We start from the raw sequence: 23,306 nt of genomic DNA, 5'->3' as shown, positions 1-23,306 counted from the left end.
GGGCCGGCCCTTCCCGGCCGGCCCGCCGACCGGGAAGGAGAGCCCATGAGCAAGTCCCACCCCCACCCTCCTCGCGCCGCACTGCGTGCGGCGGCCCGTCGTGGCGAGGAAGGCATGACCACGGCGGAGTACACCGTCGGCACGCTCGGTGCCTGCACCCTCGCGGGTGTGCTCGCGCATCTCGGTGCGGACGACTGGTTCCTCGACATCGTGCGGGACATCATCCTGCGAGCCCTGGACCCGACGGCGTTCCTGGACCTGCTGGGCTCGCCCCGGCCGTACTTCAGGTACACACCATGAGGCGCGAGCGAGGGATGGTCACGGCCGAGCTCGCCACCATCGCACCGTTCGGTGTCGCCCTCGCGCTGCTGCTGCTGTGGATCGTGTCCCTCGGGGTCACCCAGGTGCGCCTGGTCGACGCGTCCCGGGAGGCCGCGCGTCTCGTGGCGCGGGGAGAGACGGTCGAGTCGGCCACCGCGACCGCACGTCGCCTCGCGCCTGCAGGCGCCGCGGTCGTGGTCGAGCGGAAGGACGGTCTCGTGGAGGTGAGGATCGAGGCCTCGTCGCGGCTCCCGCTGCCGGGTCTGCGCGAGGTGGGATCGCACCGGCTGTCGTCCGCCGCGGTGGCCGCGGACGAGGCACCGTGAGGATCGCGTCCGCGCAGCGCGGGGCGGTCTCCGTGCACGGCATCTGGGTCGTCGTGGGCCTGGCCGTCGTCGCGCTGCTCCTCGTGCAGGTCGTGGCGCTGGTCCAGCTGCGGCACCGGGCGGCGTCCGCGGCGGACCTCGCGGCCCTCGCCGCCAGTCGGGCCAGCGTCGGCGGTGACGACGGCTGCGCCGCGGCCGAGGTCATCGCCCGTCGCAACCACGCGAGGCTGCAGACGTGCCGCATGGATCTCGACGTCGCCACCGTCACCACACGTCTGGAGTCCACCCCCTGGTGGGGCGGGCAATGGATCACGACCCAGGACGCCCGCGCGACCCCGACGTCCTACGTCCTGCCGTGACCGGAGGCCGAGCGATCCACCCCACGGCCTAGCATGACCCCATGGACCGCTGGCCCGGGTGGATCTACCAGGCGGGGGACGAGCCCGACTACCGGTTCACCCTCGCCAACGAGCGCACGCTCCTGGCCTGGACCCGTACGGCGCTCGCGATGCTCGCTGCCGGGGTCGCCGTGGATGCCGTCGACCTGGGGCTCTCGCCCACCGTCCAGCTCGTGCTGGGGATCCTGCTGGTCAGCCTCGCGCTGGTGATCTCCGTCGCCGCCTGGTTCCGCTGGGCGCGCACGGAGCGGCGCATGCGGTTGTCGCAGTCGCTCCCCGGAGGTGGTCTGGGTGTCGTCGTGGCCCTGGTCGTCGCGATCATGGCCGTGGTCGTGCTGGTCGGGCGATGACACCGGTCCCTCCCGGCCTGCAGCGAGAGCGGACCGCCTTGTCGTGGCAGCGCACGGCGCTCGCCCTGATGGCCGGCAGCCTGCTGGTCGTCCGGCTCTCCTACGAAGTGCTGGGGGCGTGGGCCCTCGTCGGCGCGGCCTTCGCCTTCGGCCTGGCCGCCTGGGTCCTGGTGGAGGGCAGGAGGACCTATCTCGACCGCACGGGCCTGCGTCCTCGTCGCCGCTCTCGTGCCGCGGGCCACACCGCCGCCCTGGCGACCGCCGTCGCCGTCCTGTGCCTGCTGGAGCTCGTCGCGCTGGTGGTGGCCGCCTCCTGAGACCGCTCAGCCGGCCCGTCTCTCCCGGGCGGGCGCGCCGGCCAGCAGGGCGTCGAGGAGTCGAACGGCTCCGGCCTTGTCGAGCGGCTCGTTGCCGTTGCCGCACTTGGGGGAGTACACGCACGAGGGGCAGCCATTGACGCATTCACAGGCCGCGATGGCCTCACGCGTCACCTGCAGCCACCGGGCTGCGACGTCGAACCCGCGCTCGGCGAAACCCGCGCCGCCCGGGTAGCCGTCGTAGACGAAGACCGTCAGCGTGCCGGTGTCCGCGTGCATCGCCGTGGACACGCCGCCGATGTCCCAGCGGTCGCACGTGGCCAGCAGTGGCAGCAGCCCGATGGCGGCGTGCTCGGCCGCGTGGGCGGCCCCGCCGAGATCGCCGTCCCCGAGGGCGTCGGCCACGGCACCGAGCCGCAACGTCCACCAGACGGCCCGCGTCCGCAGCGTCCGCTCCGGCAGGTCGAGCGGCTCCTCCGACAGGAGCGTCCCGGTTCGCGTCCGGCGAGAGAAGGAGACCACCTGGGTCGTGACGTCGACGGTGCCCGTGGTGATGGCCGCGTCGCCCCAGTCGTGCCTGCGCTCGTCGTCGATGATCGAGATCTCGGTGGTGGACCGGGCAGCCGTGGTGTGCTCCGGGTCCCCGACGTGCACGACGGCCACCCCCTCGTCGACGTCGTACTCGTCCACGACGTGCACCTCGCCCTGGTGGACGTAGACGGCCCCCTCGTGCACGGCGGAGTCGGCCGTGCCGGCGTCCACGGTGCCGATGAGCCGGCCGGTGTCGGCGTCGACGATCTGCACCGGGGAGCCCCCGGCCGAGCGGAGGTCGGCCAGGTCGCTGGCCCGGTCGCGACGGGTCCAGAACCATCCTGCGGACCGACGTCGCAGCCAGCCGGCCTGCTCCAGCGCGTCCACGCCCTCGCGTGCCCGCGGGCCGAAACGCTCGAGGTCGCTCTCGCGCAGCGGAAGCTCCTGCGCGGCGGCGGCCAGGTGGGGGCCCAGGACGTACGGGTTGTCGGGATCGAAGACCGTGGCCTCCACGGGGGCGCCCAGCAGCGCCTCGGGATGGTGCACGAGATAGGTGTCGAGCGGGTCGTCCCTGGCGATCAGCACGCCGAGCGCTTCACGACCGGAGCGACCGGCGCGGCCCAGCTGCTGGTGGAGCGCGGCGCGGGTGCCGGGGAAGCCGACCGTCAGGACGGCGTCGAGGCCGGAGACGTCGATCCCGAGCTCCAGTGCGTTGGTCGTGGCCAGGCCGAGCAGGTCTCCGGAGCGGAGGCGCTCCTCCAGTGCGCGGCGCTCCTCCGGCAGGTAGCCGCCGCGGTACGTCGCCACGCGGCCGCGCAGCTCGGGGTCCACCTCGCCGAGCAGCTCCTGGGCGATGGTGGCCACCTGCTCGGCCCCGCGCCGCGACCGCACGAAGGTGAGCGTCCGGGTCCGACCCACGACCAGGTCGGTCAGCACCTGCGCGGCCTCGGTCGTGGCCGAGCGGCGGACGGGGGGCTGGGAGGCGTGTGCGGCACCGATGAGGGGCGGCTCCCACAGCGCGATGGTCCGGCGCGCCCGCGGGGACCCGTCCTCCTCCACGGCGACCACGTCACGCCCGACGAGCCGTCGAGCGAAGTCCCCGGGCTGCGCGATCGTCGCCGACGACAGGACCACCTGGGGGCTGCTGCCGTGGTGCTCGCACAGTCGCAGCAACCGGCGCAGGACGTGCGCGACGTGGGCACCGAAGACGCCCCGGTAGTGGTGGCACTCGTCCACCACCACGTAGCGCAGCCCCCGCAGCAGCCGACTCCAGCGCTCGTGCCCCGGCAGCAGGGAGTGGTGCAGCGTGTCCGGGTTGGTGAGGACGTAGTCGGCGTGGTCACGTGCCCAGACCCGCTCCTCGCGGGAGTTGTCACCGTCGACCGTCGCAGCCCTGACCAGCTCCCGGGCGGGGTGCAGACGCCTGAGCTGGTCGGCAGCCAGCGCCTTGGTCGGTGCGAGGTAGAGGACCGTCGGGGTACGGTGCCCGTGCAGCGCGGCCCCGGACCGCCCCCGGGCCAGCGCGTCCAGCGCCGGGACCTGGAAGACCAGGGACTTGCCCGAGGCGGTCCCGGTGGCCACCACGACGTCGCGCCCCGCTCGCAGGTGCTCCAGCGCCTCGCCCTGGTGGGACCACAGCTGCTCGGCGCCCTCGGCGACGAGCACGTCACGGACCCGCGGCTCCACCCACGTGGGCCAGGGCACGTGCCGGGCCGGCTGCGCCGGGCGGTGCTCGACGTGCGTGAGCCGGTCCGCGTGGTGCGTCAGCAGCTCGACCGGGTCCACCGGGCGAAGTGTGGCAGACGTGGTGGTCTGGCGTCGCTGCGGAGTCACGGCCCGTGGACAGGCTTCGTCCGGCTCCAACGATGAACCTGGCGAGCGCGCTGAGCTGGTTGAGGTCGACGATGCGAGCGACAGCCGTTCACGTCCGGGCCGGGCTGGTCGCCGGATGCAGGACACCCGAGCCGACGACCAGCAAGGCCCCACCGTTCCGAGGCAGTACGCCTCCGGACATCGGACCCGTCAGGAAATCTGGCCCGACGGACGGGCGGGCACCGGCGCCCCGAGCTCCCGCTGTGCCGCGGCCCGATCCTCTCCCCCGACCCATGCGGCGGTTGCGGCGATGAGTGAGACGCCGAGGACAAGGAACGCGACGCCGACGCTGCCGAAGCGTTCAGCGAGCAGTGTTCCTACCGCAGGGGTGAACGCCCCTCCCACGAGCGTTGCGATGCCGATCGACAGTGACGTCCCGGTGTAGCGGATCTGGACATCGAACAGCTCGGCAAAGAACGCGCCTTGGACACCGACGTAGAGGAACAGGAACCCTCCGAGCAGCAGGATGCCCAAGAAGAGTGAGACCGGGGTCGCCCGATCGATGAGCGCGAAGGCTGGGAACGCGACGACCCCGGTGGTGAGGGTGCCGATCACGTAGATCGATCGCCGCCCGAATCGGTCAGACAGCGCGCCGCCGCCGAGACAGATGGCGAAGAAGAACGGCTGGGTCGCCAGGATCACGAACAACACTGTCGTGCGTGGCATGGCCAGGGTGCCGGTCGCGTACGCGATCAAGAAGGTCGTGACCACGTAGTAGACGACCGTGACGCCGAGGTACATGCCGATCCCGCGCATGGCCTGGAACCGCGCGTCGCGGAAGAACACCGTGATCGGCATCTTCTCCCGGGCGCTCTGCTCGCGCATGCGCTCGAACTCCGGGGTCTCGTGCGTCTTCAACCGGATGAACATCCCCACCCCCACCAAGACGCCTGTCAGCAGGAACGGCACCCGCCACCCCCAGTGGGTGAACTGCTCGTCCGACACCGCGGCGCTCATGATGAGAAAGGCTCCGGTCGACATGGCCAGACCGATCGGCGACGCACTCTGTGGCCAGCTTCCGAAGAAGCCCCGACGTCCTGGCGGCGCGTGTTCCACGCACATCAGTTGTGCGCCAGGGAGCTCACCGCCGACTCCAAAACCTTGGGCGAGTCGGAGTACGACGAGCATCACCGGCGCCCAGACGCCGATGGCGCTGTAGGGCGGCAGAAGGCCGATGAGGAACGTCGCGACACCCATGACCAACAGCGTGATGACCAACATGGTCTTGCGGCCGATGCGGTCGCCGTAGTGTCCGGCGACGGCAGCGCCGAGCGGGCGAGCCAGGAATCCGGCACCGAAGGCAGCGAAGGCCGCCAACGTTCCCGCCGCAGGGCTGAAAGCAGGAAAGAAGAGTGCCGGAAAGACCGTCGCCGCGGCCGTGCCGAAGATGAAGTAGTCGTAGTACTCGATCGCCGTGCCGATGGTGCTAGCGGTAGCAACCCGACGTGTGTCCTTCTTGGTCCGTTGTATCGGAGCTGCCGTTTCGCCACTGTGTGGGGATCGGACTGTCTCGCGTTCTGAGTCCACGCTAAGCACCTCGTTGGTAGTGGCGGGCCGGAGCGGTGTCCCAGTGAGCGTCCGACGATCTCAGTGGACGACAGGGGATGGGTTCCGGGCTGCTACATCGTGGGGCTGTGAGGTGGCCCACATCCAATCGAATCTGCCTAGGGCCCCCATAGCCGGTCCTTATAGCGTGTGGGTCCGGGGACCTCGACCGACCGTCACAGGCCCGACAAGACCGTTCGAACGAACGCTTGAGCGGCGTAGGAGAGATGGTGCTCGGAGTAGTAGAGGTAGTAGTGCCGGTTGATCGGCGGATCCGGATGCTTGACGACTGACCCGGCTGCTCGCAGGGTGCCTGCCGTCTCGGCAGGCAGGATCGCGGCACCGGCGCCGGCCGCGACCAGGCTGGGCAGTGCGTCCATGAACGGTGACTCCACCGAGACGTGGAGCGGGGCGCCGATCTGCTCGAACGCAGCAAGCAGGAGCCGCCTCATGGAAGTGTTCGGAGGGGCCACGGCGAACGGGAGGTGCGCGATCTGGTCGAGTCGAACGGTCGGGCCCTCACCGACAGGCATGCCCGGCGGGAGAGCAACGACCATCTCTTGTGCACCACCCTCCACGCACCGCACCCGGTCGGCACCTGGGGCGCCGTCGAACGTGACGAGGAGCTCGACGCCGTGGCGGTCGAAGAACGTCTCGACGCTCTCGTCGCCGTAGTAGGCGAGCAGGCGCACCATCACGTGCGGGTAGCGCGCTCGGAAACGGGCGACCCAGGGAGAGACGGGAGTTGACGCCAACGCGGGCGTCACGGCAAGGGTCAGCTCACCGCGAGGGACATCCATGCTTCCTTCGATCGCAGCGATGGCCCGGACCGAGGACTCGATCAGGCTCCGAGCCGGTTGGACCAAGGTCTCGCCGGCAGAGGTCAACGTCATGCCGCGGGTCGAGCGGACGAACAACTGGGCTCGCAGCTCCCGCTCGAGTGCCACGATCGACTGCGACAGCGCAGGCTGGGTCACGTGCAGCGTTGCCGCCGCTCGCCCTGTTGTCCCGTGGTCCACGATGGCCAGAAAATGGCGAGCCTGTCGAACTTCCATGGAGTCTTCCTCCGTCGCTGGGGCGATCGAGTGCGGAGTGCCGCTGCTCGGTCGCTGTGGATGGCTCGATGCTGGCCGGGTTCGGCCGAGGCGGCAACACCGGGAGAAGACGCTTGCGCCGCGGGGGAGGGAGGGCGCCGGAAGATCGCGCCCGGCGGGTCCGACGTCCGAGCCTCCGCGACGCCGCGCCTGGATGCTGGCGACGCGCACGGAGCCGCTGGTCACGGTCGTGCTGGCCTCGTGGACTTGACGTTGACGACTGGACGGCGGAGCAGACCGCATGCTGCCACGTCATCAGTGCCCCACGGCGTCGAACCATCTCGAGGATAAGTGCCGCCTATGAGGGACAGAAGAAATGGGAGTTAGACGGCCCGGATCCGGCCGCCTAGGTTCGATTCGGCCGGCGAAAGTCGGCCACATCACTCGGTTGAGGCATCCAAGATGGAGGAGAGCAGTGATGACGAGTCTGGCTGACAAGACCGTGGTGCTCACCGGCGGGGCCGGCGGCCTGGGGAGGTGTGTGACCGCCGTGCTCGCCGCTCATGATGCCCGGGTCGTGGTCACCGATGTCATTGAGCCTGTCGACGAGCTGCCGCCGGGTGCGGAGTTCCACCGGCTCGACGTCACCTCCCCCCAGGAGTGGGGCGTGCTCGCCCGGACACTTCAGGACCGGCACGGGCCGGTCCATGGACTGGTGAACAACGCCGGGATCCTTCGGTCCCGGGGTCAGTCAGGGCGTCTGCAGCATGTGAGCCTTGAGGACTGGAACGCGTTGCTGGCCGTCAACGCGACGGGGCCGATGCTGGGAATTCAGGCGCTCGCCCCGCTGATGACCGAGGGCGGGTCGATCGTCAACATCGGCTCGGTCGCCGGTGCAGGGGCACACCTGGCCGCCGGCTACGGAGTGAGCAAGTGGGCACTGCGGGGACTGTCGCGCATCGCCAGCATGGAGCTGGGGAGCGCTGGAATCCGCGTCAACAGCATCATGCCCGGCTACATCGAGACGCCCATGCAGACCCGGACGCCGGAACATTTCATCGACGCCTGGGTCAGCATCGTGCCGATGGGCAGGGTCGGGACTCCCGATGACGTCGCACCGCTGGTGAGCTTCTTGCTGTCCGATGAGTCCGCTTGGCTTTCCGGAGCGGACATCCCGGTCGATGGCGGAACCTTGGCGCACGTGGGTCTCAAGGTGATCTCCGACGCGATGGGTGCGGAGGACGGTGGGGCGTGATGAGACCGCGCAGTCATGATGTCCCGCCATCAGCTCGTATACCGACGAGGAGAACCACCATGTCGACCACTACCGAGTCGACCGCATTGAGTCGCGAGAAGCTCATCTCAGTCCTCGAACATGGCGAGCTGCCGTCCGAGCTCCTGACTCTCGCCGAGCTCACCGGTGACCCCGACGTCCGACTGTGGTCGCGCTACGTCACCGGCCCGGCGCCCTGGGAGCACAACTTCCCGGACGAGGTCGCCCGGGGGATCCGGGAGCGCCTTGCCGATGCCCTCCTCGCCCACGACGGCGCAGCTGCTTCGGAGGACGTCGTGCGCGAGCTGGTCTCGATGGCCGCGGGCCCCTCGACCCCTTCAGGCCACGAAGACCTTCTGCTCAAGGAGATGGCCCTGTCCACCGAGGACGAGGTCCTCTGGTCCACTGGCCGGCCCCCCGAAGCTGGGGACTTCCACGTGGTGATCATCGGTGGCGGAAGCTCGGGCATCACGGCCGCTCGCCGGCTTCGACGGCTCGGCATCCCCTTCACCATCCTCGAGAGCGCGCCTGCGTTCGGCGGCACCTGGCTGCACAACTCCTACCCCGGTTGTGGTGTCGACATCGCAAGCCACTACTACTCGTTCTCGTTCGCTCCCAACCCGCACTGGAGCAAGTTCTACGCGAAGCAGCCCGAGATTCTCGCTTATCTTCAAGAGGCCGCTCGTGACAGTGGCATCACGGAGAACACCCGGTTCGGTTCGCGGGTTTCCTCCGCCACGTACGACCAGGGTGCCCAGGGGTGGGTCGTCTGCGGAACTGATGCTTCGGGCGAATCGTTCAAGGTCGTCGGTGACGTGGTCATCAGTGCGGCCGGTCTGCTCGGAGTGCCACACGTCCCCGACTACCCAGGCATCGAGCGTTTCACCGGCGAGGTCGTGCACGCTGCGCAGTGGCGCGACGACATCGATCTCGACGGCCGACGCGTCGCTCTGGTCGGCACCGGGGCGAGCGCGAACCAGATCGGGCCGGCGATAGCCGCGGATGTCGAGCAGCTGACCATCTACCAGCGGACGGCGCACTGGATCACTGGGGTGGACAACTATCTGACCTCGGTCAGCGAGGGCGAGCATTGGCTTCTGGAGAACGTCCCCGCCTATGCCCGCTGGTTCCGGGCTCGGACCCTGCTCTCGCAGAACGACGTCAACCGACAAGCCCAGCTCGTCGATCCTGAGTGGACAGGTGAGCACGACACGATCAGCGCCGAGAATGAGCAAGCTCGGGCCGAGTTGACCGCGTACATCCGCGCCGAGCTCGGAGACCGCCAGGACCTGGTGTCGGCAGTCGTCCCCGACTATCCGCCGTTCTCCAAGCGGATGCTGCGTGACAACGGTTGGTATCGCATGCTGCGTCGGCCGAACGTCGAGCTGGTGCCAGGCGCAAGGGAGCTGGCCTTCGACGGAGGAGACGTGGTTGGTCCGGACGGCGTGCGCCGGCCCACAGACGTGTGCGTGTTGGCGACCGGATTCCAGGCGAGCAGGATGCTGGCGTCCTATGAAGTGACCGGCCGCGGCGGTCAGACGATCCGGGACTCCTGGGGCGAGGACGACCCCCGGGCGCACCTGGGAATGACGGTCCCGGACTTTCCGAACTTCTTCGTGATGTACGGCCCGAACACGAATATCGCCACAGGCGGCAGTCTCATCTTTCAGGCCGAGACATGGTCGCGCTACATCGTCGAGGCCATCAAGACGATGATCGAGCGCCAGTGGTCCGAGCTGGAGGTTCGACCGGAGGCAATGGAACGGTACAACCGCAGTCTCGACGAACGGCTCGCAGGAATGGTGTGGAGCGTGACCTCCGCGGGGACGTGGTATCGCAACCGCCACGGTCGGGTGACCACGAACATGCCGTGGACGACCCTCGAGTACTGGGAGATGACGCGGCGGGTGGATCTTGATGACTATGTCGTCACGCATCGCGACCGTGATCCCGATGCAGCGAGATCCCCGACGTAGCACGTTGGTCGCAGAGCGGCGGCGTCGCGGGGTCCTTCCCGTGGCGGGAGTCGCTGCCGCCTCCCGGCTCCACAGGGCGGGGGTGCGTGCATCGTGGTCAGGTCATGCCGATGCGGAGGCGGACTCTCCGACGGCGTGATTGGATGTGCGCGGGAGGAAGGACACCGATGGATCTGTCGCTGAAGACACGCACCGAGGGACCGTTCGAGATCATCGAGGTCGGCGGTGAGATCGACGTGATGACCGCTCCGCGCCTGCGCGAGGCCGTGATCGAGGCCGTGGACCGGGGTCGCCTGCGGCTGATCATCGACGTCGAGCAGGTCGACTTCCTCGACTCCACCGGTCTCGGGGTCCTCGTGGGTGCCCTCAAGCGCGTCCGTGCCGACGGCGGGTCGCTGGACATCGTGTGCACGCACGAGCGCATCCTGAAGATCTTCGACATCACCGGTCTGGACAAGGTCTTCGGGCTGCACGGGAGCGTCGAGCAGGCCTGCGCCGAGAGCGCGTGATCGACGCCACGCCGGACACGGTGTAGCGCGCGTCACACCGTTCGTGGTTGCCTAGGCTCCGGTACGTCCCTGAGCACTGGAGGATTGGCATGTCCGACGCGACACTGGTTGCGGCAGCAGCGGCGGAGGACCTGGGTCTCTCCACCGCCAACACCACCTACGTGGCACTCGTCGCGGGAGTGGGTGTCCTCGCCCTCGTCTTCGCGGTGCTGTTCCGCTCCCAGGTCCTGGCGGCCGACGAGGGCACGGCGAAGATGCAGGAGATCGGCCTGGCCGTGCAGGAGGGCGCCTCGGCCTACCTGACCCGGCAGTTCAAGACCCTGGCCGTCTTCGTCGTCCTGGCCTTCGGACTGCTGTTCCTGCTGCCCGGCGACCTCGACATCAAGATCGGTCGCTCGGTGGCCTTCCTCTTCGGGGCACTCTTCTCGGCCCTGATTGGCTACTTCGGCATGTGGCTCGCCGTGCGGGCCAACGTGCGCGTGGCCGCCGCCGCCCAGAACGAGGGGCGCGAGTCCGCGATGCGCATCGCCTTCCGCACCGGCGGGACGGTCGGCATGTCCACGGTGGGCCTCGGCCTGCTGGGCGCGGCGGCCGTCGTCCTCATCTACAAGGGAGAGGCGCCCACCGTCCTGGAGGGCTTCGGCTTCGGGGCCGCGCTGCTCGCGATGTTCATGCGCGTCGGTGGCGGCATCTTCACCAAGGCCGCCGACGTCGGCGCCGACCTCGTCGGCAAGGTCGAGAACAACATCCCCGAGGACGACCCGCGCAACGCCGCCACGATCGCCGACAACGTCGGTGACAACGTGGGCGACTGCGCCGGCATGGCGGCCGACCTGTTCGAGTCCTACGCCGTGACGCTGGTCGCGGCGCTCATCCTGGGCTCGGTCGCCTTCGGCGAGCAGGGCCTGGTCTTCCCGCTGGTGATCCCCGCGATCGGTGCGATCACCGCCATCTTCGGCGTCTTCCTGACCCGCGGGAAGGTCGGCGAGAGCGGTCTGACGACGATCAACCGCTCCTTCTACATCACGGCCTTCGTCGGGGCAGTCGCCTCATCGCTGTTCGCGTGGTTCTACCTGCCCTCCAGCTTCAGCGCCCTCGAGGGCGTCGGCGGCGAGCCGGAGACGCAGGAGGACGCGCTGCTCGTGCAGTTCTTCCAGACCGAGAACCTCGCCGAGTTCGACGGCGACCCGCGCCTCATCGCGATGATCGCCGTGCTCATCGGCATCGTCCTGGCCGCGGTGATCCTGGCCCTGACGGGATACTTCACCGGCACCGAGACGCGTCCGGTCAAGGACGTCGGCAAGACCTCGCTGACGGGGCCGGCCACCGTGATCCTCTCCGGCCTGTCCGTCGGCTTCGAGTCCGCGGTCTACACCGCGCTGGTCATCGGCGCGGCGGTCTACGGGGCGTTCCTGCTGGGCGGGGGCTCGATCACGATCGCCCTGTTCGCCGTGGCGCTCGCCGGCTGCGGCCTGCTGACGACGGTCGGCGTGATCGTCGCGATGGACACCTTCGGCCCGGTGAGCGACAACGCGCAGGGCATCGCCGAGATGTCCGGCGACATCGATGCGGAGAGCGCGCAGATCCTCACCGAGCTCGACGCCGTGGGCAACACCACCAAGGCCATCACCAAGGGCATCGCGATCGCCACCGCGGTGCTCGCCGCCACGGCCCTGTTCGGGGCCTTCGCCAACTCGATCAGGGACGCGTTCAGCCCCATCGCCACGGCGGCCTTCACCGACCCGGCCGCGGCCGAGGAGCTCGGCGAGCAGGTCGACACCACCGCGGCGGCCGAGGTCCTGCGTGGGGTCATCAACATCACCGACCCGGCCAACCTGCTGGGCCTGCTGATCGGCGTCTCGGTGGTCTTCCTGTTCACCGGCCTGGCGATCAGCGCCGTGGGCCGCGCCGCCGGAGCCGTCGTGTACGAGGTGCGCCGCCAGTTCCGCGAGATCCCCGGCATCATGGAGGGGACCGGCCGTCCCGAGTACGGCAAGGTCGTCGACATCTGCACGCGGGACTCGCTGCGCGAGCTGGCGACGCCGGGCATCCTGGCGATCTTCGCTCCCATCGCGGTCGGCTTCGGCCTCGGCATCGGCCCGCTGGGCGCCTACCTCGCCGGTGCGATCGGGGCGGGCACGCTGATGGCGGTCTTCCTGGCCAACTCCGGTGGTGCGTGGGACAACGCCAAGAAGCTCGTGGAGGACGGCAACCACGGTGGCAAGGGCTCGCTCGCCCACGAGGCGACGATCATCGGCGACACCGTCGGCGACCCGTTCAAGGACACGGCCGGACCGGCGATCAACCCGCTGCTGAAGGTGATGAACCTGGTCGCCCTCCTGGCGGTGCCGCTCATCGTCCAGTACAGCTACGGCGCCGACGACAGCCCCTGGGTGCGCTACTCCATCGCGGGCGTCTCGGCGGCGATCATCGTGGTCGCGGTCTACATCTCCAAGCGCCGCCCGATCGCCATCGGCGACGCGCAGGAGCCCGGGGCGGTCGATCCGACGCTGCACGACCCGGAGCCGACGCCCAGCGCGTGACCACTGCGGCCGGGCCCGTCCACGCGTCGTCGTGGCCGGGCTCGGTCGTCCCGGGCTCTGACAGGGTGGGGCGATGATCGAACGGCTGCGGGACGCCCTGGAGCAGGCAGGCTTCACCGTCGACGCCGTGCAGGCGCTGCTGGGCCCGGCGGCCCACGGCGCCCTGCTGCGCAACGAGACCACCCCGGCGCGGCGCGCGACCGGGGACGGCTCGCCGCTCTCCACGCTCGTGCGGCTGTTCCAGCTGCAGGTGCCGGTGGGGCGGTCGGACGCGGACCGCGCGCTGCCCGGCCTCGTCGACGCGATGACCGCCGAGGGACTGCTCGCTGCGGAGGGTGGCGTCGTCCGGGCCCTCGTGGACGTCCGGCCCTATGGCGACGAGGACCACGACTGGTGGATCGTCTGCGACCTGACGCCCGGACTGGACACTGCGCCGATCGAGGTCGGCCCCGAGCACGTGCTCGGCATCAGCGAGGCGTCCAGCTCGTTGGCCCAGCTCACGGTGCGTTCGCCGCGCCCGGGGCAGGCGGGGCAGACGGGGGGCAGGGCGCTCGACCTCGGGACCGGGTGCGGCGTGCAGGCCCTGCACCTCGCCGCCCACGGGGCCGACGTCGTCGCCACCGACGTCAACCCGCGGGCGCTGTGGGCGGCGCGGTTCACGGCACGGCTCAACGGCGTCGCGGTCGACGTGCGGGAGGGCTCCTTCTATGAGCCCGTCGTGGGCGAACGGTTCGACCTCATCGCCACCAACCCACCCTTCGTGGTCTCTCCGCCGAGCGACGAGCGGCTCGTCTACCGCGAGGGCTCACTGCCGGGCGACGACGTGGTGCGCTCGGTCGTCGCCGGCGCGGTGGACCACCTCGCTCCCGGAGGCTGGTGCCAGGTCCTGGGGAGCTGGATGCACGTCGACGGGCAGCCGTGGGAGGAGCGGATCTCCGGCTGGCTGGCCCCCACGGGCCTGGACGCCTGGGTCGTCCAGCGCGAGGTGGTGGACCTGCCCGCCTACGTCGAGATGTGGCTCGCCGACGCCGGGCTGCGGCACGGTCCCGACTACCTGGCGCGCTACGACCAGTGGCTTTCCTGGTTCGCCGAGCAGGGCGTCGAGGCGATGGCCTTCGGCTGGATCAGCCTGCGGGCCGCGGGTCGGGAGGCTCCCGTCGTGGGGCTCGAGACGTGGCAGCACGAGGTCGTCCCGCCGATGGGTGACGCGGTCCTGGCCTGGGCGGAGCGCAGTGACCGCCTGACGGCGACGGACGACGTGCTCGACGTGCACTGGCGCCAGGGCGATGGGCTCGTCGAGGAGACCTTCGGTCCGGCGGGCTCGACCGATCCCGAGGCCATCGTGCTGCGGCTCGGAGCCGGCCCACGCCGTGCCCGCCAGGTCGACACCGTGGAGGCGGGGCTGGTGGGCGCGCTCGACGGAGACCTCACGGCCGGCCAGGTGCTCGACGCCCTGGCAACCCTGCTCGACCGGGACGCCGGCGAGTTGCGCGAGTCCTACCGACCCGTCGTGCACGAGCTCGTCGCCGAGGGCTTCCTGCGCTGACTTCGACGGTGGGCACGGTCGGGCTGGTGTCTATGAGGACAGTCGTGCCACTGGCAGCACCTACCTCTCCCCAGGTGACGACGCCCCGGGCGCGTTGATGAGCCGACACAGCGGCCACGTCCGCGGCGACAGGGCGACCGGAACACACTGAGCTGCCCACCGCCTCGTCGTCCGCCTACGGCGAGCTCGTCCCCTCGGTCATCACCACGGACGACACGGCGATCTTCAGGGTCGACAGCTCGTACGTGTGCCGAGCCCGCGCTCCCGGGAGCGCGCGTTCGAGTGCGAGGCCGTTCACGAGGGAGACGAGGAACCGTGCCTGTTGCTCGAGGTCAGCCGTCACCAGCGCACCCTCGTCGCGGAGCGCGGTGAGCCAGCGCTCGACTCGCTGTACGGCAAGGCGCTCGAGTGCGGCGAACGTGTGCACGGCGTCATCGTCCGGGGGAGAGACGACGTAGGCGCGGTGGAGCGAGTCGACGTATCGACGGGCTGCCTCTCCAGCGCCGACCTCGGCGAGCAGGAGATGGAGGCAGGCTTCGAGGCGCTCGGACGGGCTCATGGCGGTGTCCATCGGATCGTCCGGGAGATCGAGCGAGTGCAACCCAGCCACCACGGTGTCGATCAGTTCTCGCTGTGTCGGGAAACAGTTCCGCAGAGAGCCGGCGCTGACTCCAGCGTGGGCAGCGACGGCCCGGACGCTGAGTCGCGCGGTCGGGTTCTCCGCGAGCATCGTGGCCGCGGCGATGAGAATTTTGTCTCTGGTGCTTGGTGCAGATTCACGCATTGTGTGTCCTACCTCCACGGTGCGTTTTAGTACACTGTGCTAATGTCCGAAGCGCCATTGGCACAGTGTACTAAAACGCATCTGCGGTGACGCTCGAGCACGTCGAACGCTTGAACGCCTCCGAGTGCGCACAGCGCCGGACACCACCTGAGGGGAAGCATCATGACGACCACCGAGCAGCCATGGCTGACACGGGAAGATCTGCCGTTGCCGGCGCGAGGCGTGCCGGCTGACGTCGAGTACCACCGGGTACTGGCCGGTGACAAGCGGCGGATCGGACGTGGTCTGCTGACCATCGTGCTGCTCTTCGCGGGCATGATCGGTTTCTCGGTGATCTTCGTCGAGCTGTCGAAGGTGATCGACGAAGAGATGTTCGGGCGCACGGAGGAGTTCACGCCGCTGCGTCACGTCGCCGGGTCACTCTCCTTGGCGCTGCTCATCCCGTGGGCCATGCTGCTGCAGCGCGTGCTCTACGGAGTATCGCCCGGATCCCTGCACTCGGTGACGGGCCGGTTCCGGGTCGGAGTGCTCGGCAAGACGTTGCTCGCCCTCGGGCCACTCGTCCTCATCACGGTCGCCATCGCGGCGTTGCAGGGCGGCGCGAAGATCGAGTGGACGGACTCGGACCTCATCGTCCTGTTCCTCAGTGGACTCCTCGTGAGCCCGCTCGCCGCGGCGGGTGAGGAGTACGGGTTCCGGGGACTCATGTTCCGAGTGGTGGGCGGATGGGCTCGCAGCGCCCGCGTCGGTCTCGTGCTCGGCGTCATCGTGACGACCGTGTTGTTCTCCTTGGTCCACGGCACGGTCGACCCGTACCTGTTGACGTCGTACCTGGTCCTGTTCGCGGCGATGGCGATCGTGACGTGGCGCACCGGTGGCCTCGAGGTCGCTGTCGTGCTCCACGGCGTCTACAACTTGGCCCTGCTGCTCGCGACGACCTTGCACCTCGACCTCGGTGGGGAGCTAGAAGGCCGTGAGACAGCTGTCGGCTCGATCGAGAACCTGATTCCGAGCGCCGGAATCATCGTCGCCACGGCGATCGTCTGGTGGATGACGCGCAAGAGTGGCCCCGCACGGACGCCCGCGTCCTGAGCGCAGTCGTCGTGGCGGCGAGCCGAGTGAGGGCCCCCCGGATGGAAGGAAGACGAGCGTGAGCCCAAGGTGGAATGATCGTCGTTTGGCGCGGCGCTCGAAGCCCGCCGACGGACGCCCGCTCAAGCCCTTCCGGTGGTGGCAGCTGACACGACGGTCCGTGTTGGCGATCACTCTCACCGTGAGCGGACGGCCTGTGGTGCACACCGTGGAGGTGAGGCACGGTGGTGACAGCGACTCCGTGGTGCGGGCCGGGCTGTACGTCGATGGAGCTCTACGGTTCACGTCGAGGTTGCCCGCGAGGTTCCCGGTCGAGGGTGGTCACATCGAGGTACGCATCAGCCAGAATGGCATGCGACGTTGCCACTTCGTCGCGGATGATGGAACGGAACGGCCACTGGTGCCCGATCCGAAGTCGGCCGAGGGGCGCCGGATGGGTTTCGCTCGCCGTCACCCCACTGCCAGCGTCTTCGTCGGGACGATCTCGGTGGTCATGTTGGTCATCGGCGTTGTTCTCGGGCTGCTCCAGGCGGCCGAACCCATATCGCAGATCCCTCAGATCGCAGCATCGATCGGTACCTTCGACTCGCCCGTCAAGCTCCCCCTCTGGCTCAACCTGGTCCTCGGCCTCGGCGCAGCCGCCGGCGCGGTCCTCCGCCACGGGACCGGGGTCGGGTGCCTCTCACGAAGGTAGTGACGGTCGATGTCGACTCGCGAGCCGAACCCGCAGACTCCCTGCGACGGCGGCATGCGTCGAAGGGTTGCGGAGGGGCAGCGGGCTCGTGAGCCGCAGGCCGTCCTGCCCCGCGACGACCCGCGTCGGGCCCCTGAGCGTCGCCGTGTGCCCTGTCTGGCCCGGTGCTCCGCCTGCGCCCCGGCGCACGCCCCCGGCGGCTCGATGTGAAAAGTCTTGACAGGACGCGTTAGCGTATGCCGCGTCCGACCCCCAACTCGTTCGGACAGAGGGAGAATCGTGACCACGCTCGTCATCGTCGAGTCGCCGAACAAGGTCCGCAGCATCGCGGGCTACCTCGGCGACGGGTACGTCGTGGACTCATCGGTCGGTCACATCCGTGACCTTCCCAAGGGTGCGGACCAGATCCCGGCCAAGTACAAGGGCGAGTCCTGGGCCCGGCTCGGGGTCGACATCGACAACGACTTCGAGCCCGTCTACGTCGTCTCGGCGGACAAGAAGCCGCAGATCACCAAGCTCAAGAAGCTCCTCAAGGACGCCGACGAGCTAGTGCTCGCCACGGATGAGGATCGCGAGGGCGAGGCCATCGCGTGGCACCTGCTCGACGAGCTCAAGCCGAAGGTCCCGGTCAAGCGGATCGTCTTCAACGAGATCACCAAGGAGGCGATCCAGCGCGCGATCGCCAACCCCCGTGACGTCGACATGGACCTCGTCGACGCGCAGGAGACCCGGCGCATCCTCGACCGGCTCTACGGCTACGAGGTCAGCCCGGTGCTGTGGAAGAAGGTCATGAGCGGCCTGTCCGCCGGTCGTGTGCAGTCCGTGGCAACGCGCCTGGTGGTCGAGCGTGAGCGTGAGCGGATGGCCTTCCGCGTCGCGGACTACTGGGACCTCGAGGCCACGTTCGACGCCGGTGAGCAGCACGACCCCAGCCGCTTCCCCGCCAAGCTCTTCACCGTCGACGGCAAGCGCGTGGCGGGCGGCTCCAGCTTCGGCCAAGACGGCGCCCTGAAGGCCAAGTCGGACGTCGTCCACCTCGACGAGGCCGCTGCCGGCGAGCTCGCGACGGGCCTGCGGGACCAGGCGTTCGGGGTGCGCTCGGTGGAGTCCAAGCCCTACACGCGCAAGCCCTACCCCCCGTTCCGCACCACGACGATGCAGCAGGAGGCCTCCCGCAAGTTCGGCTTCGGGGCGGCCCGCACGATGCAGGTGGCCCAGCGCCTCTACGAGGGCGGGCACATCACCTACATGCGCACTGACTCCAGCACGCTGTCGCAGACGGCGCTCACCGCCGCCCGCCGGCAGGTCAAGGAGCTCTACGGCGGCGACTACCTCCCCGACGCCCCGCGCACCTACGGCGGGTCCTCCAAGAACGCCCAGGAGGCCCACGAGGCGATCCGCCCCGCGGGTGAGTCGTTCCGCACGCCCCAGCAGACCGGCCTGCGCGGCGACGAGGCGCGCCTGTACGAGCTCATCTGGAAGCGCACGATCGCCAGCCAGATGAAGGACGCCAAGGGCAACAGCGTCTCCATCCGCCTGGGGGCGACGGCCACCTCCGGCCAGGACGCCGTCTTCGCCGCGAGCGGACGGACCATCACCTTCCACGGCTTCCTGAAGGCCTACGTGGAGTCCCACGACGAGGCGGACAAGCAGGGCGACGACCAGCAGATCCGGCTGCCCAACGTCGCCGAGGGAGACGCCGTCGCCGCCGTCGAGCTCGGCGCGGCCGGGCACCAGACCAAGCCGCCGGCGCGCTTCACGGAGGCCTCGCTCATCACCGAGCTCGAGGAGCGCGGCATCGGCCGGCCCTCCACGTACGCCTCCATCATCGGCACCATCCAGAACCGTGGCTACGTCTACAAGAAGGGCACCGCGCTCGTCCCGGCGTGGATCGCCTTCAGCGTGACCCGCCTGATGGAGCAGCACTTCGGTCGACTGATCGACTACTCCTTCACCGCCGAGCTCGAGGGCGTGCTCGACCAGGTGGCCGGTGGACGAGAGGACCGCGTCACCGTGCTGCAGGGCTTCTGGTCCGGCGAGGGCGACGACGACACGGGTCTCAAGCGGCTCATCGACAACCTGCCGGACATCGACGCCCGTGGGCTCGCCACGTTCCCGATCGGCGAGGGCATCGACCTGCGCGTCGGTCGATACGGCCCGTACGTCGAGGGTCCGCCGATGGTGCCGGGCGAGGGTGGCAAGGACGTCCCCACTCGCGCCAACGTGCCCGAGGACCTCCCCCCGGACGAGCTGACGCTGGTGAAGGCCAAGGAGCTGCTCGCCAACCCCGCCGGCCAGGAGAAGCTGCTCGGGACGCACCCCGAGACCGGTCTGGACCTCGTCGCGAAGAACGGGCGCTACGGCCCCTTCGTCTCCGAGGCCCTGCCGGAGGGTGCCGCCAAGGGCACCAAGCCGCGCACGGCCAGCCTGTTCGCCTCGATGGACCTGGACTCGCTCAGCCTCGAGGACGCCGTCACGCTGCTCACCCTGCCCCGGGTCGTCGGCACCGACGTCGACGGCACGGAGATCACGGCACAGAACGGCCGGTACGGGCCCTATCTGAAGAAGGGCTCGGACTCGCGCTCCCTGGAGACCGAGGACCAGCTGCTCACCCTCACCGAGGAGCAGGCCCGCACCATCTACTCCCAGCCGAAGAAGTTCGGTCGCGCTGCTGCCAAGCCGCCGCTGAAGGAGCTGGGTGACGATCCGGTCAGCGGTCAGCCGATCGTCGTCAAGGACGGCCGCTTCGGGGTGTACGTCACCGACGGTGAGTACAACGCGACGCTGCGCAAGGAAGACGACCTGGAGACCCTGACGGCCGAGCGCGCACAGGAGCTGCTGGCCGAGCGCCGTGCCAAGGGCCCAGCCAAGAAGACGGCCAAGAAGGGCGCGAAGAAGACCACCAAGAAGACGGCGAAGAAGGCCCCGGCCAAGAAGACGGCGGCCAAGAAGGCCGCTACCAAGAAGGCGACCGCGAAGAAGGCTCCGGCGAAGAAGGCCGCCGCGACGAAGTCGTCCTCCGCCGGCTGACCGGACGTGCACGACGTCGGACCGCCTCGCCTCGGTGTGGCCACGCGCCGTCGGACCGTCGGGGCCGCTGTCGTCGTCCTGACCCTCGGGTCGGTCGCGGCCTGCGGTCCGGTGAACGCCGGCTCGGCCTTCGAGGCCCAGTTCACCCCCTTCCTCGTCGAGCGCGAGGGCCTGGCCGACTTCGAGGTCACCTCGCAGAACACGCTGCCCTGGTCCGGCGAGGCGACGGTCACGATCGACCTGCGGCCCGACCTCACGCCCCGGCAGATGGTCGAGGAGGTCTGGGCGGTCATGCACCACGACGTCGATGACTTCGTCGGCTACGACCTCGTCGCCCGCTTCCCTGCGCGCTCCGGTGACGGGGCCGAGTCCGTCGCGGCCGCGCCGTTCGACGTCGGCCGTCCCGCCCCGGACGAGACCGCGGTCCGTGAGCTCGTCGCCGAACGGATCGAGCGAGGGCGCGACATCGTGGCCCTCGGCAGCGGGCCCACGATCTGGGAGCCCTCGCCGGCCCTGACGCGGCTCAGCACCGGGGCCGACGCCCTCGAGGTGTGGCGTGAGCTGTGTGCGGCCCCCGACCTGCTGTCCGAGGTCAGGCGGCTGGAGGTCAGGACGGGGCCGGTCGACCTCGCGGAGCAGGAGCCGAGGGACGTCTCGCGGGACTCGGCCCGGGTCGAGAGTCCCGCCGAAGAGGGGTGCGCCGGGCTCGAGGACATCGGCGAGGTGCTCGAGGCCGTCACGACCGAGACCACGGTCGTGCACTACGACGCCCAGGTCTCCGTCGCCGCCACCGAGAGGGAGCCGACCCTGAGCATCGAGCCGGAGGCGGGTGGCGGGAGCCTGACGGCGGCCAGGACCCGCGCCACCGACCTCGGCGTCGTGCTGACGATCGAGGAGACGGCCTCCGCGGAGGACGGCTGACCTGTCCCGCGCGCAGCCGTCAGGCTCGGGCCGGGGTGAGGCGGACGTAGAGCCAGGCGACGAGCAGCATCGCGGCAGTGACGACGAGGCAGCCGAGGGCCGCGGCAGCGCCTCCGTGGGCGTCGACGTCCAGGAAGTCGTACGGGTAGCGCGACGGACCGCCGACGGCCGCGAACTCCGGCGATCCCACCCGGGCCCGCACCAGCGTGTACGCCAGCCAGGCGATCGGCCACACGAGCACGACGACGTCGGCCCGTCGGAACGTCGTGCGGGGACGGAACGCGACGTGGCCGATCACCGCGACGATCGGCACGACGTAGTGGAAGACCTTGTCGTACCACCAGGCCGCGCCCTCGAAGGAGACGTTCGGGCCGATGAGGGTGGCGTACACGATGCCGGTCACCGTGATGCCCACCAGGCCGGCCAGGCGCAGCAGCCGCCACCACGTGGTGTCCGGCTGACGACCCGAGGCGATGACCACGGCGGCCGCCAGCACGAGCAGGTTGGACTGGATCGTGAAGTAGCTGAAGAAGTCGACGACGCTGTCGCCCGCGCGCAGCACCAGCACGCCCTGCCCGAGGAGCGCTGCGAGAGCCAGGACAGCGAGGCCGGCGTGCGTCCAGCGGCTCACCGGGGAGGGCGTCATGAGGTCATCATGCCGCTCCGCGGTCAGGGTGATGGTCAGCTCCGCATCGGGCGTGCCAGACTCTGGCACACACGAGTCCGGGGGGAGCCGTCGATGAGACGACTGGCAGCGAGCGTCTTGACGGCGTCCATGGTGGCCACGACGGCGCTGGCGGGTGCGGCGCCGGCCACGGCCGACACCACAGGGCACTGGTCCGACATCGAGTTCGTCTTCGACGACGCCGACCGGCAGTCGACCGGTCAGGTGGTGGCCACCGAGGTGCTCGGATTCCCTGACGCACAGGTTCTCTCGGACACCGCCGGTCCGGCGCGTGTGGCCGTGGGTGGGAGCACTTGGCTCGGTGAGGCCACCGACCCCGGCGCGGTCTACGGCACCAGCCGCGACCGGCCCTACCTGAGCCTGCGGCCCGCCGCCAACAACCCCCAGTCGCCCTCGACCACCACCTACACCTTCGAGGAGCCGACCCCGGCCCAGGGCTGGACCTTCGTGCTCGGCGACATCGATTCTGAGTTCCTCGACGTGGCAGCGACCGGTCCCGACGGTCAGCCGGTCGCGCTGTCCGACCTCGGGTTCCGCGGGGGCTTCAACTACTGTGCAGCGCCGCCGCGGCCCGGGACCTCGGTCTGCGGAACCGATGACTCCGAGCGGCCGGTGCCGAGCTGGGACGGGACGACCGGGCGTCTCGAGACGACCTCCGACGTCGACACCAACGGCGCGGCGGCGTGGTTCGAGCCGACGGTCCCGATCAGCACGGTCACCGTCACCTCGACGCAGCGGCGCGGCAACCCCGCCTACCAGACCTGGTTCGCCGCGCTCTCGCGCGACGTGTCCGGCACCGTCGCCGGGACGCCCGAGTGCCCGGTGGGCGGCCTGGAGGTCGTCCTGACCGCGGCCGACGGCACCGAGCTGGCCACCACCACGACGGCCGACGACGGGACGTACGGCTTCGACGACGTCTCGACGTACGACGACCACACCGTCACCGTCGCGACGCCCGAGGGCTGCCGGACCGTCGGGGAGTCGACGCAGACCGCCGACCTCTCCGAGACCGACGCCGTCGTCGACGTCGAGCTGGAGGCCGTCACCGGGACCGTGGGCGGCATCGTCGCCGACACCGACGGTGATCCGGTGGCCGACGTCGAGATCACGGTCACGGGGCCGGACGGGTCCGAGCAGACGGCGACCACGGACGTCGGCGGCTCCTACGAGGTTCCCGTCCTGCCGCCGGGTGAGTACACCGTCACCGTGGACCCACCCGAGGGCACGGAGGTGGTCGGCGGCGGGGAGCGCGTCGTCACGATCGACGAGGACGGCACGGACGTCGAGCTCGACTTCGTTCTCGAGACCACCGACGTCGCGCCCACGCCGCCGGACCCGTCCGCACCCGAGCCGGAGGCTCCCGGAGCCCCGGTCGGCGGCGGTTCCCCCGGACCGGGCACGGCCTCGGGGCTGCCCAGCGCCGGAGGCGCGTCTGCGCCGCTGCTGCTGGCCGGTCTCGGTCTGGTCGCGGTCGGTGGGCTGCTGCTCGCGTCGCGGTTCCGTGGCCGGGCGACCCTCGGGCGCTGAGGGCCCGCGACGTCGCGGGCCCGCCCGTCCCA

At 70.0% G+C, this 23,306-nt stretch carries 20 protein-coding genes and 1 pseudogene; 15 read left to right on the top strand and 6 right to left on the bottom strand.

Annotated elements, in window-relative coordinates:
• The first annotated feature begins 45 nt into the window (after positions 1–45).
• The 5 genes from ACHAAC_RS08560 to ACHAAC_RS08540 are packed head-to-tail and all read left to right on the top strand — an operon-like array spanning position 46 to position 1,712.
• A complete protein-coding gene (locus tag ACHAAC_RS08560; protein WP_435715705.1) occupies positions 46–300 on the top strand; it encodes a DUF4244 domain-containing protein in 255 nt (84 codons plus the stop codon).
• A complete protein-coding gene (locus ACHAAC_RS08555; RefSeq protein WP_435715704.1) occupies positions 297–647 on the top strand; it encodes a TadE family type IV pilus minor pilin in 351 nt (116 codons plus the stop codon). Before ACHAAC_RS08560 ends, ACHAAC_RS08555 begins: the two co-directional genes overlap by 4 nt.
• Entirely contained in the window at positions 644–1,006 is a 363-nt protein-coding gene (locus ACHAAC_RS08550; protein WP_435715703.1) for an Rv3654c family TadE-like protein, read from the top strand. Before ACHAAC_RS08555 ends, ACHAAC_RS08550 begins: the two co-directional genes overlap by 4 nt.
• A 41-nt stretch (positions 1,007–1,047) precedes the next feature.
• Positions 1,048–1,395, top strand: a complete 348-nt coding sequence (locus ACHAAC_RS08545; RefSeq protein ID WP_435715702.1) for a YidH family protein — start codon at positions 1,048–1,050, stop codon at positions 1,393–1,395.
• Complete coding sequence (locus ACHAAC_RS08540) at positions 1,392–1,712, top strand: DUF202 domain-containing protein (protein ID WP_435715701.1); 321 nt, start codon at positions 1,392–1,394, stop codon at positions 1,710–1,712. The genes ACHAAC_RS08545 and ACHAAC_RS08540 overlap by 4 nt, the downstream gene beginning before the upstream one ends.
• A gap of 6 nt (positions 1,713–1,718) precedes the next feature.
• On the opposite strand, the gene ACHAAC_RS08535 is transcribed toward ACHAAC_RS08540, so the two are convergent.
• From ACHAAC_RS08535 to ACHAAC_RS08525, 3 genes are all read right to left on the bottom strand, one after another.
• Complete coding sequence (locus tag ACHAAC_RS08535) at positions 1,719–4,028, bottom strand: DEAD/DEAH box helicase (protein WP_435715700.1); 2,310 nt, start codon at positions 4,026–4,028, stop codon at positions 1,719–1,721.
• Between the two features lie 237 nt (positions 4,029–4,265).
• Positions 4,266–5,642: an MFS transporter gene (locus ACHAAC_RS08530; RefSeq protein WP_435715699.1), complete on the bottom strand. Its 1,377-nt coding sequence runs from the start codon at positions 5,640–5,642 to the stop codon at positions 4,266–4,268.
• Between the two features lie 194 nt (positions 5,643–5,836).
• Positions 5,837–6,715, bottom strand: coding sequence for a LysR family transcriptional regulator (locus tag ACHAAC_RS08525; protein WP_435715698.1), 879 nt, complete (start codon positions 6,713–6,715; stop codon positions 5,837–5,839).
• Positions 6,716–7,172: 457 nt separating this feature from the next.
• Between ACHAAC_RS08525 and ACHAAC_RS08520 the strand changes: the two genes are divergently transcribed.
• From ACHAAC_RS08520 to ACHAAC_RS08500, 5 genes are all read left to right on the top strand, one after another.
• Positions 7,173–7,949, top strand: a complete 777-nt coding sequence (locus tag ACHAAC_RS08520) for an SDR family NAD(P)-dependent oxidoreductase (RefSeq protein WP_435715697.1) — start codon at positions 7,173–7,175, stop codon at positions 7,947–7,949.
• Between the two features lie 314 nt (positions 7,950–8,263).
• Positions 8,264–9,943 carry a flavin-containing monooxygenase gene (locus ACHAAC_RS08515; RefSeq protein ID WP_435715696.1) on the top strand — a complete coding sequence of 560 codons (1,680 nt, stop codon included), beginning with the start codon at positions 8,264–8,266 and terminating at the stop codon, positions 9,941–9,943.
• A gap of 167 nt (positions 9,944–10,110) precedes the next feature.
• Entirely contained in the window at positions 10,111–10,452 is a 342-nt protein-coding gene (locus ACHAAC_RS08510) for an anti-sigma factor antagonist (protein WP_435715695.1), read from the top strand.
• An 89-nt stretch (positions 10,453–10,541) separates the two neighbouring features.
• Positions 10,542–12,995 carry a sodium-translocating pyrophosphatase gene (locus tag ACHAAC_RS08505; RefSeq protein WP_435715694.1) on the top strand — a complete coding sequence of 818 codons (2,454 nt, stop codon included), beginning with the start codon at positions 10,542–10,544 and terminating at the stop codon, positions 12,993–12,995.
• A gap of 73 nt (positions 12,996–13,068) precedes the next feature.
• Positions 13,069–14,541, top strand: a complete 1,473-nt coding sequence (locus tag ACHAAC_RS08500) for a DUF7059 domain-containing protein (RefSeq protein WP_435715693.1) — start codon at positions 13,069–13,071, stop codon at positions 14,539–14,541.
• 175 nt (positions 14,542–14,716) lie between these two features.
• Here the strand turns inward: ACHAAC_RS08500 and ACHAAC_RS08495 are convergent, their stop codons facing one another.
• Both ACHAAC_RS08495 and ACHAAC_RS08490 read right to left on the bottom strand, forming a co-directional pair.
• Positions 14,717–15,100 (bottom strand): hypothetical protein, encoded by a 384-nt coding sequence (locus ACHAAC_RS08495; protein ID WP_435715977.1) that lies wholly within the window; start codon positions 15,098–15,100, stop codon positions 14,717–14,719.
• Between the two features lie 69 nt (positions 15,101–15,169).
• Positions 15,170–15,325 (bottom strand): annotated as a pseudogene (locus tag ACHAAC_RS08490) (TetR/AcrR family transcriptional regulator); the annotation flags it as partial.
• A gap of 162 nt (positions 15,326–15,487) precedes the next feature.
• Between ACHAAC_RS08490 and ACHAAC_RS08485 the strand changes: the two are divergent.
• The 4 genes from ACHAAC_RS08485 (at position 15,488) to ACHAAC_RS08470 (ending at position 21,062) form a co-directional block, all read left to right on the top strand.
• The gene (locus ACHAAC_RS08485; protein ID WP_435715692.1) at positions 15,488–16,417 is read left to right on the top strand and encodes a CPBP family intramembrane glutamic endopeptidase; all 930 of its coding nucleotides are present in this window, start codon (positions 15,488–15,490) and stop codon (positions 16,415–16,417) included.
• A 199-nt stretch (positions 16,418–16,616) separates the two neighbouring features.
• Positions 16,617–17,111: a hypothetical protein gene (locus ACHAAC_RS08480; protein WP_435715691.1), complete on the top strand. Its 495-nt coding sequence runs from the start codon at positions 16,617–16,619 to the stop codon at positions 17,109–17,111.
• Between the two features lie 279 nt (positions 17,112–17,390).
• Positions 17,391–20,141: a type I DNA topoisomerase gene (gene topA / locus ACHAAC_RS08475; RefSeq protein WP_435715690.1), complete on the top strand. Its 2,751-nt coding sequence runs from the start codon at positions 17,391–17,393 to the stop codon at positions 20,139–20,141.
• A 6-nt stretch (positions 20,142–20,147) separates the two neighbouring features.
• The gene (locus ACHAAC_RS08470; RefSeq protein WP_435715689.1) at positions 20,148–21,062 is read left to right on the top strand and encodes a hypothetical protein; all 915 of its coding nucleotides are present in this window, start codon (positions 20,148–20,150) and stop codon (positions 21,060–21,062) included.
• 19 nt (positions 21,063–21,081) lie between these two features.
• Here ACHAAC_RS08470 and ACHAAC_RS08465 read toward each other — a convergent pair whose 3' ends face one another.
• Positions 21,082–21,708 (bottom strand): Pr6Pr family membrane protein, encoded by a 627-nt coding sequence (locus ACHAAC_RS08465; RefSeq protein WP_435715688.1) that lies wholly within the window; start codon positions 21,706–21,708, stop codon positions 21,082–21,084.
• Positions 21,709–21,801: 93 nt separating this feature from the next.
• Between ACHAAC_RS08465 and ACHAAC_RS08460 the strand changes: the two genes are divergently transcribed.
• On the top strand, positions 21,802–23,274 hold the full coding sequence (locus ACHAAC_RS08460; RefSeq protein ID WP_435715687.1) for a carboxypeptidase regulatory-like domain-containing protein: 1,473 nt from the start codon (positions 21,802–21,804) through the stop codon (positions 23,272–23,274).
• Positions 23,275–23,306 lie beyond the last annotated feature (32 nt).

The organism is Aeromicrobium sp. CF4.19 (assembly GCF_051262555.1).
Lineage (GTDB): Bacteria > Actinomycetota > Actinomycetes > Propionibacteriales > Nocardioidaceae > Aeromicrobium.
Note: the sequence above shows the minus strand (reverse complement) of the source record. Positions and strands in the feature narration are given on the sequence as shown.

Excerpts from the sequence above, each read along its gene's own strand:
- ACHAAC_RS08465 (WP_435715688.1), bottom strand. The coding sequence starts at position 21,708 with ATGACGCCCTCCCCGGTGAGCCGCTGGACGCACGCCGGCCTCGCTGTC.
- ACHAAC_RS08460 (WP_435715687.1), top strand. The coding sequence starts at position 21,802 with ATGAGACGACTGGCAGCGAGCGTCTTGACGGCGTCCATGGTGGCCACG.
- ACHAAC_RS08510 (WP_435715695.1), top strand. The coding sequence starts at position 10,111 with ATGGATCTGTCGCTGAAGACACGCACCGAGGGACCGTTCGAGATCATC.
- ACHAAC_RS08500 (WP_435715693.1), top strand. The coding sequence starts at position 13,069 with ATGATCGAACGGCTGCGGGACGCCCTGGAGCAGGCAGGCTTCACCGTC.
- ACHAAC_RS08495 (WP_435715977.1), bottom strand. The coding sequence starts at position 15,100 with ATGAGCCCGTCCGAGCGCCTCGAAGCCTGCCTCCATCTCCTGCTCGCC.
- ACHAAC_RS08555 (WP_435715704.1), top strand. The coding sequence starts at position 297 with ATGAGGCGCGAGCGAGGGATGGTCACGGCCGAGCTCGCCACCATCGCA.
- ACHAAC_RS08505 (WP_435715694.1), top strand. The coding sequence starts at position 10,542 with ATGTCCGACGCGACACTGGTTGCGGCAGCAGCGGCGGAGGACCTGGGT.
- ACHAAC_RS08540 (WP_435715701.1), top strand. The coding sequence starts at position 1,392 with ATGACACCGGTCCCTCCCGGCCTGCAGCGAGAGCGGACCGCCTTGTCG.
- ACHAAC_RS08545 (WP_435715702.1), top strand. The coding sequence starts at position 1,048 with ATGGACCGCTGGCCCGGGTGGATCTACCAGGCGGGGGACGAGCCCGAC.
- ACHAAC_RS08485 (WP_435715692.1), top strand. The coding sequence starts at position 15,488 with ATGACGACCACCGAGCAGCCATGGCTGACACGGGAAGATCTGCCGTTG.
- ACHAAC_RS08520 (WP_435715697.1), top strand. The coding sequence starts at position 7,173 with ATGACGAGTCTGGCTGACAAGACCGTGGTGCTCACCGGCGGGGCCGGC.
- ACHAAC_RS08525 (WP_435715698.1), bottom strand. The coding sequence starts at position 6,715 with ATGGAAGTTCGACAGGCTCGCCATTTTCTGGCCATCGTGGACCACGGG.
- ACHAAC_RS08560 (WP_435715705.1), top strand. The coding sequence starts at position 46 with ATGAGCAAGTCCCACCCCCACCCTCCTCGCGCCGCACTGCGTGCGGCG.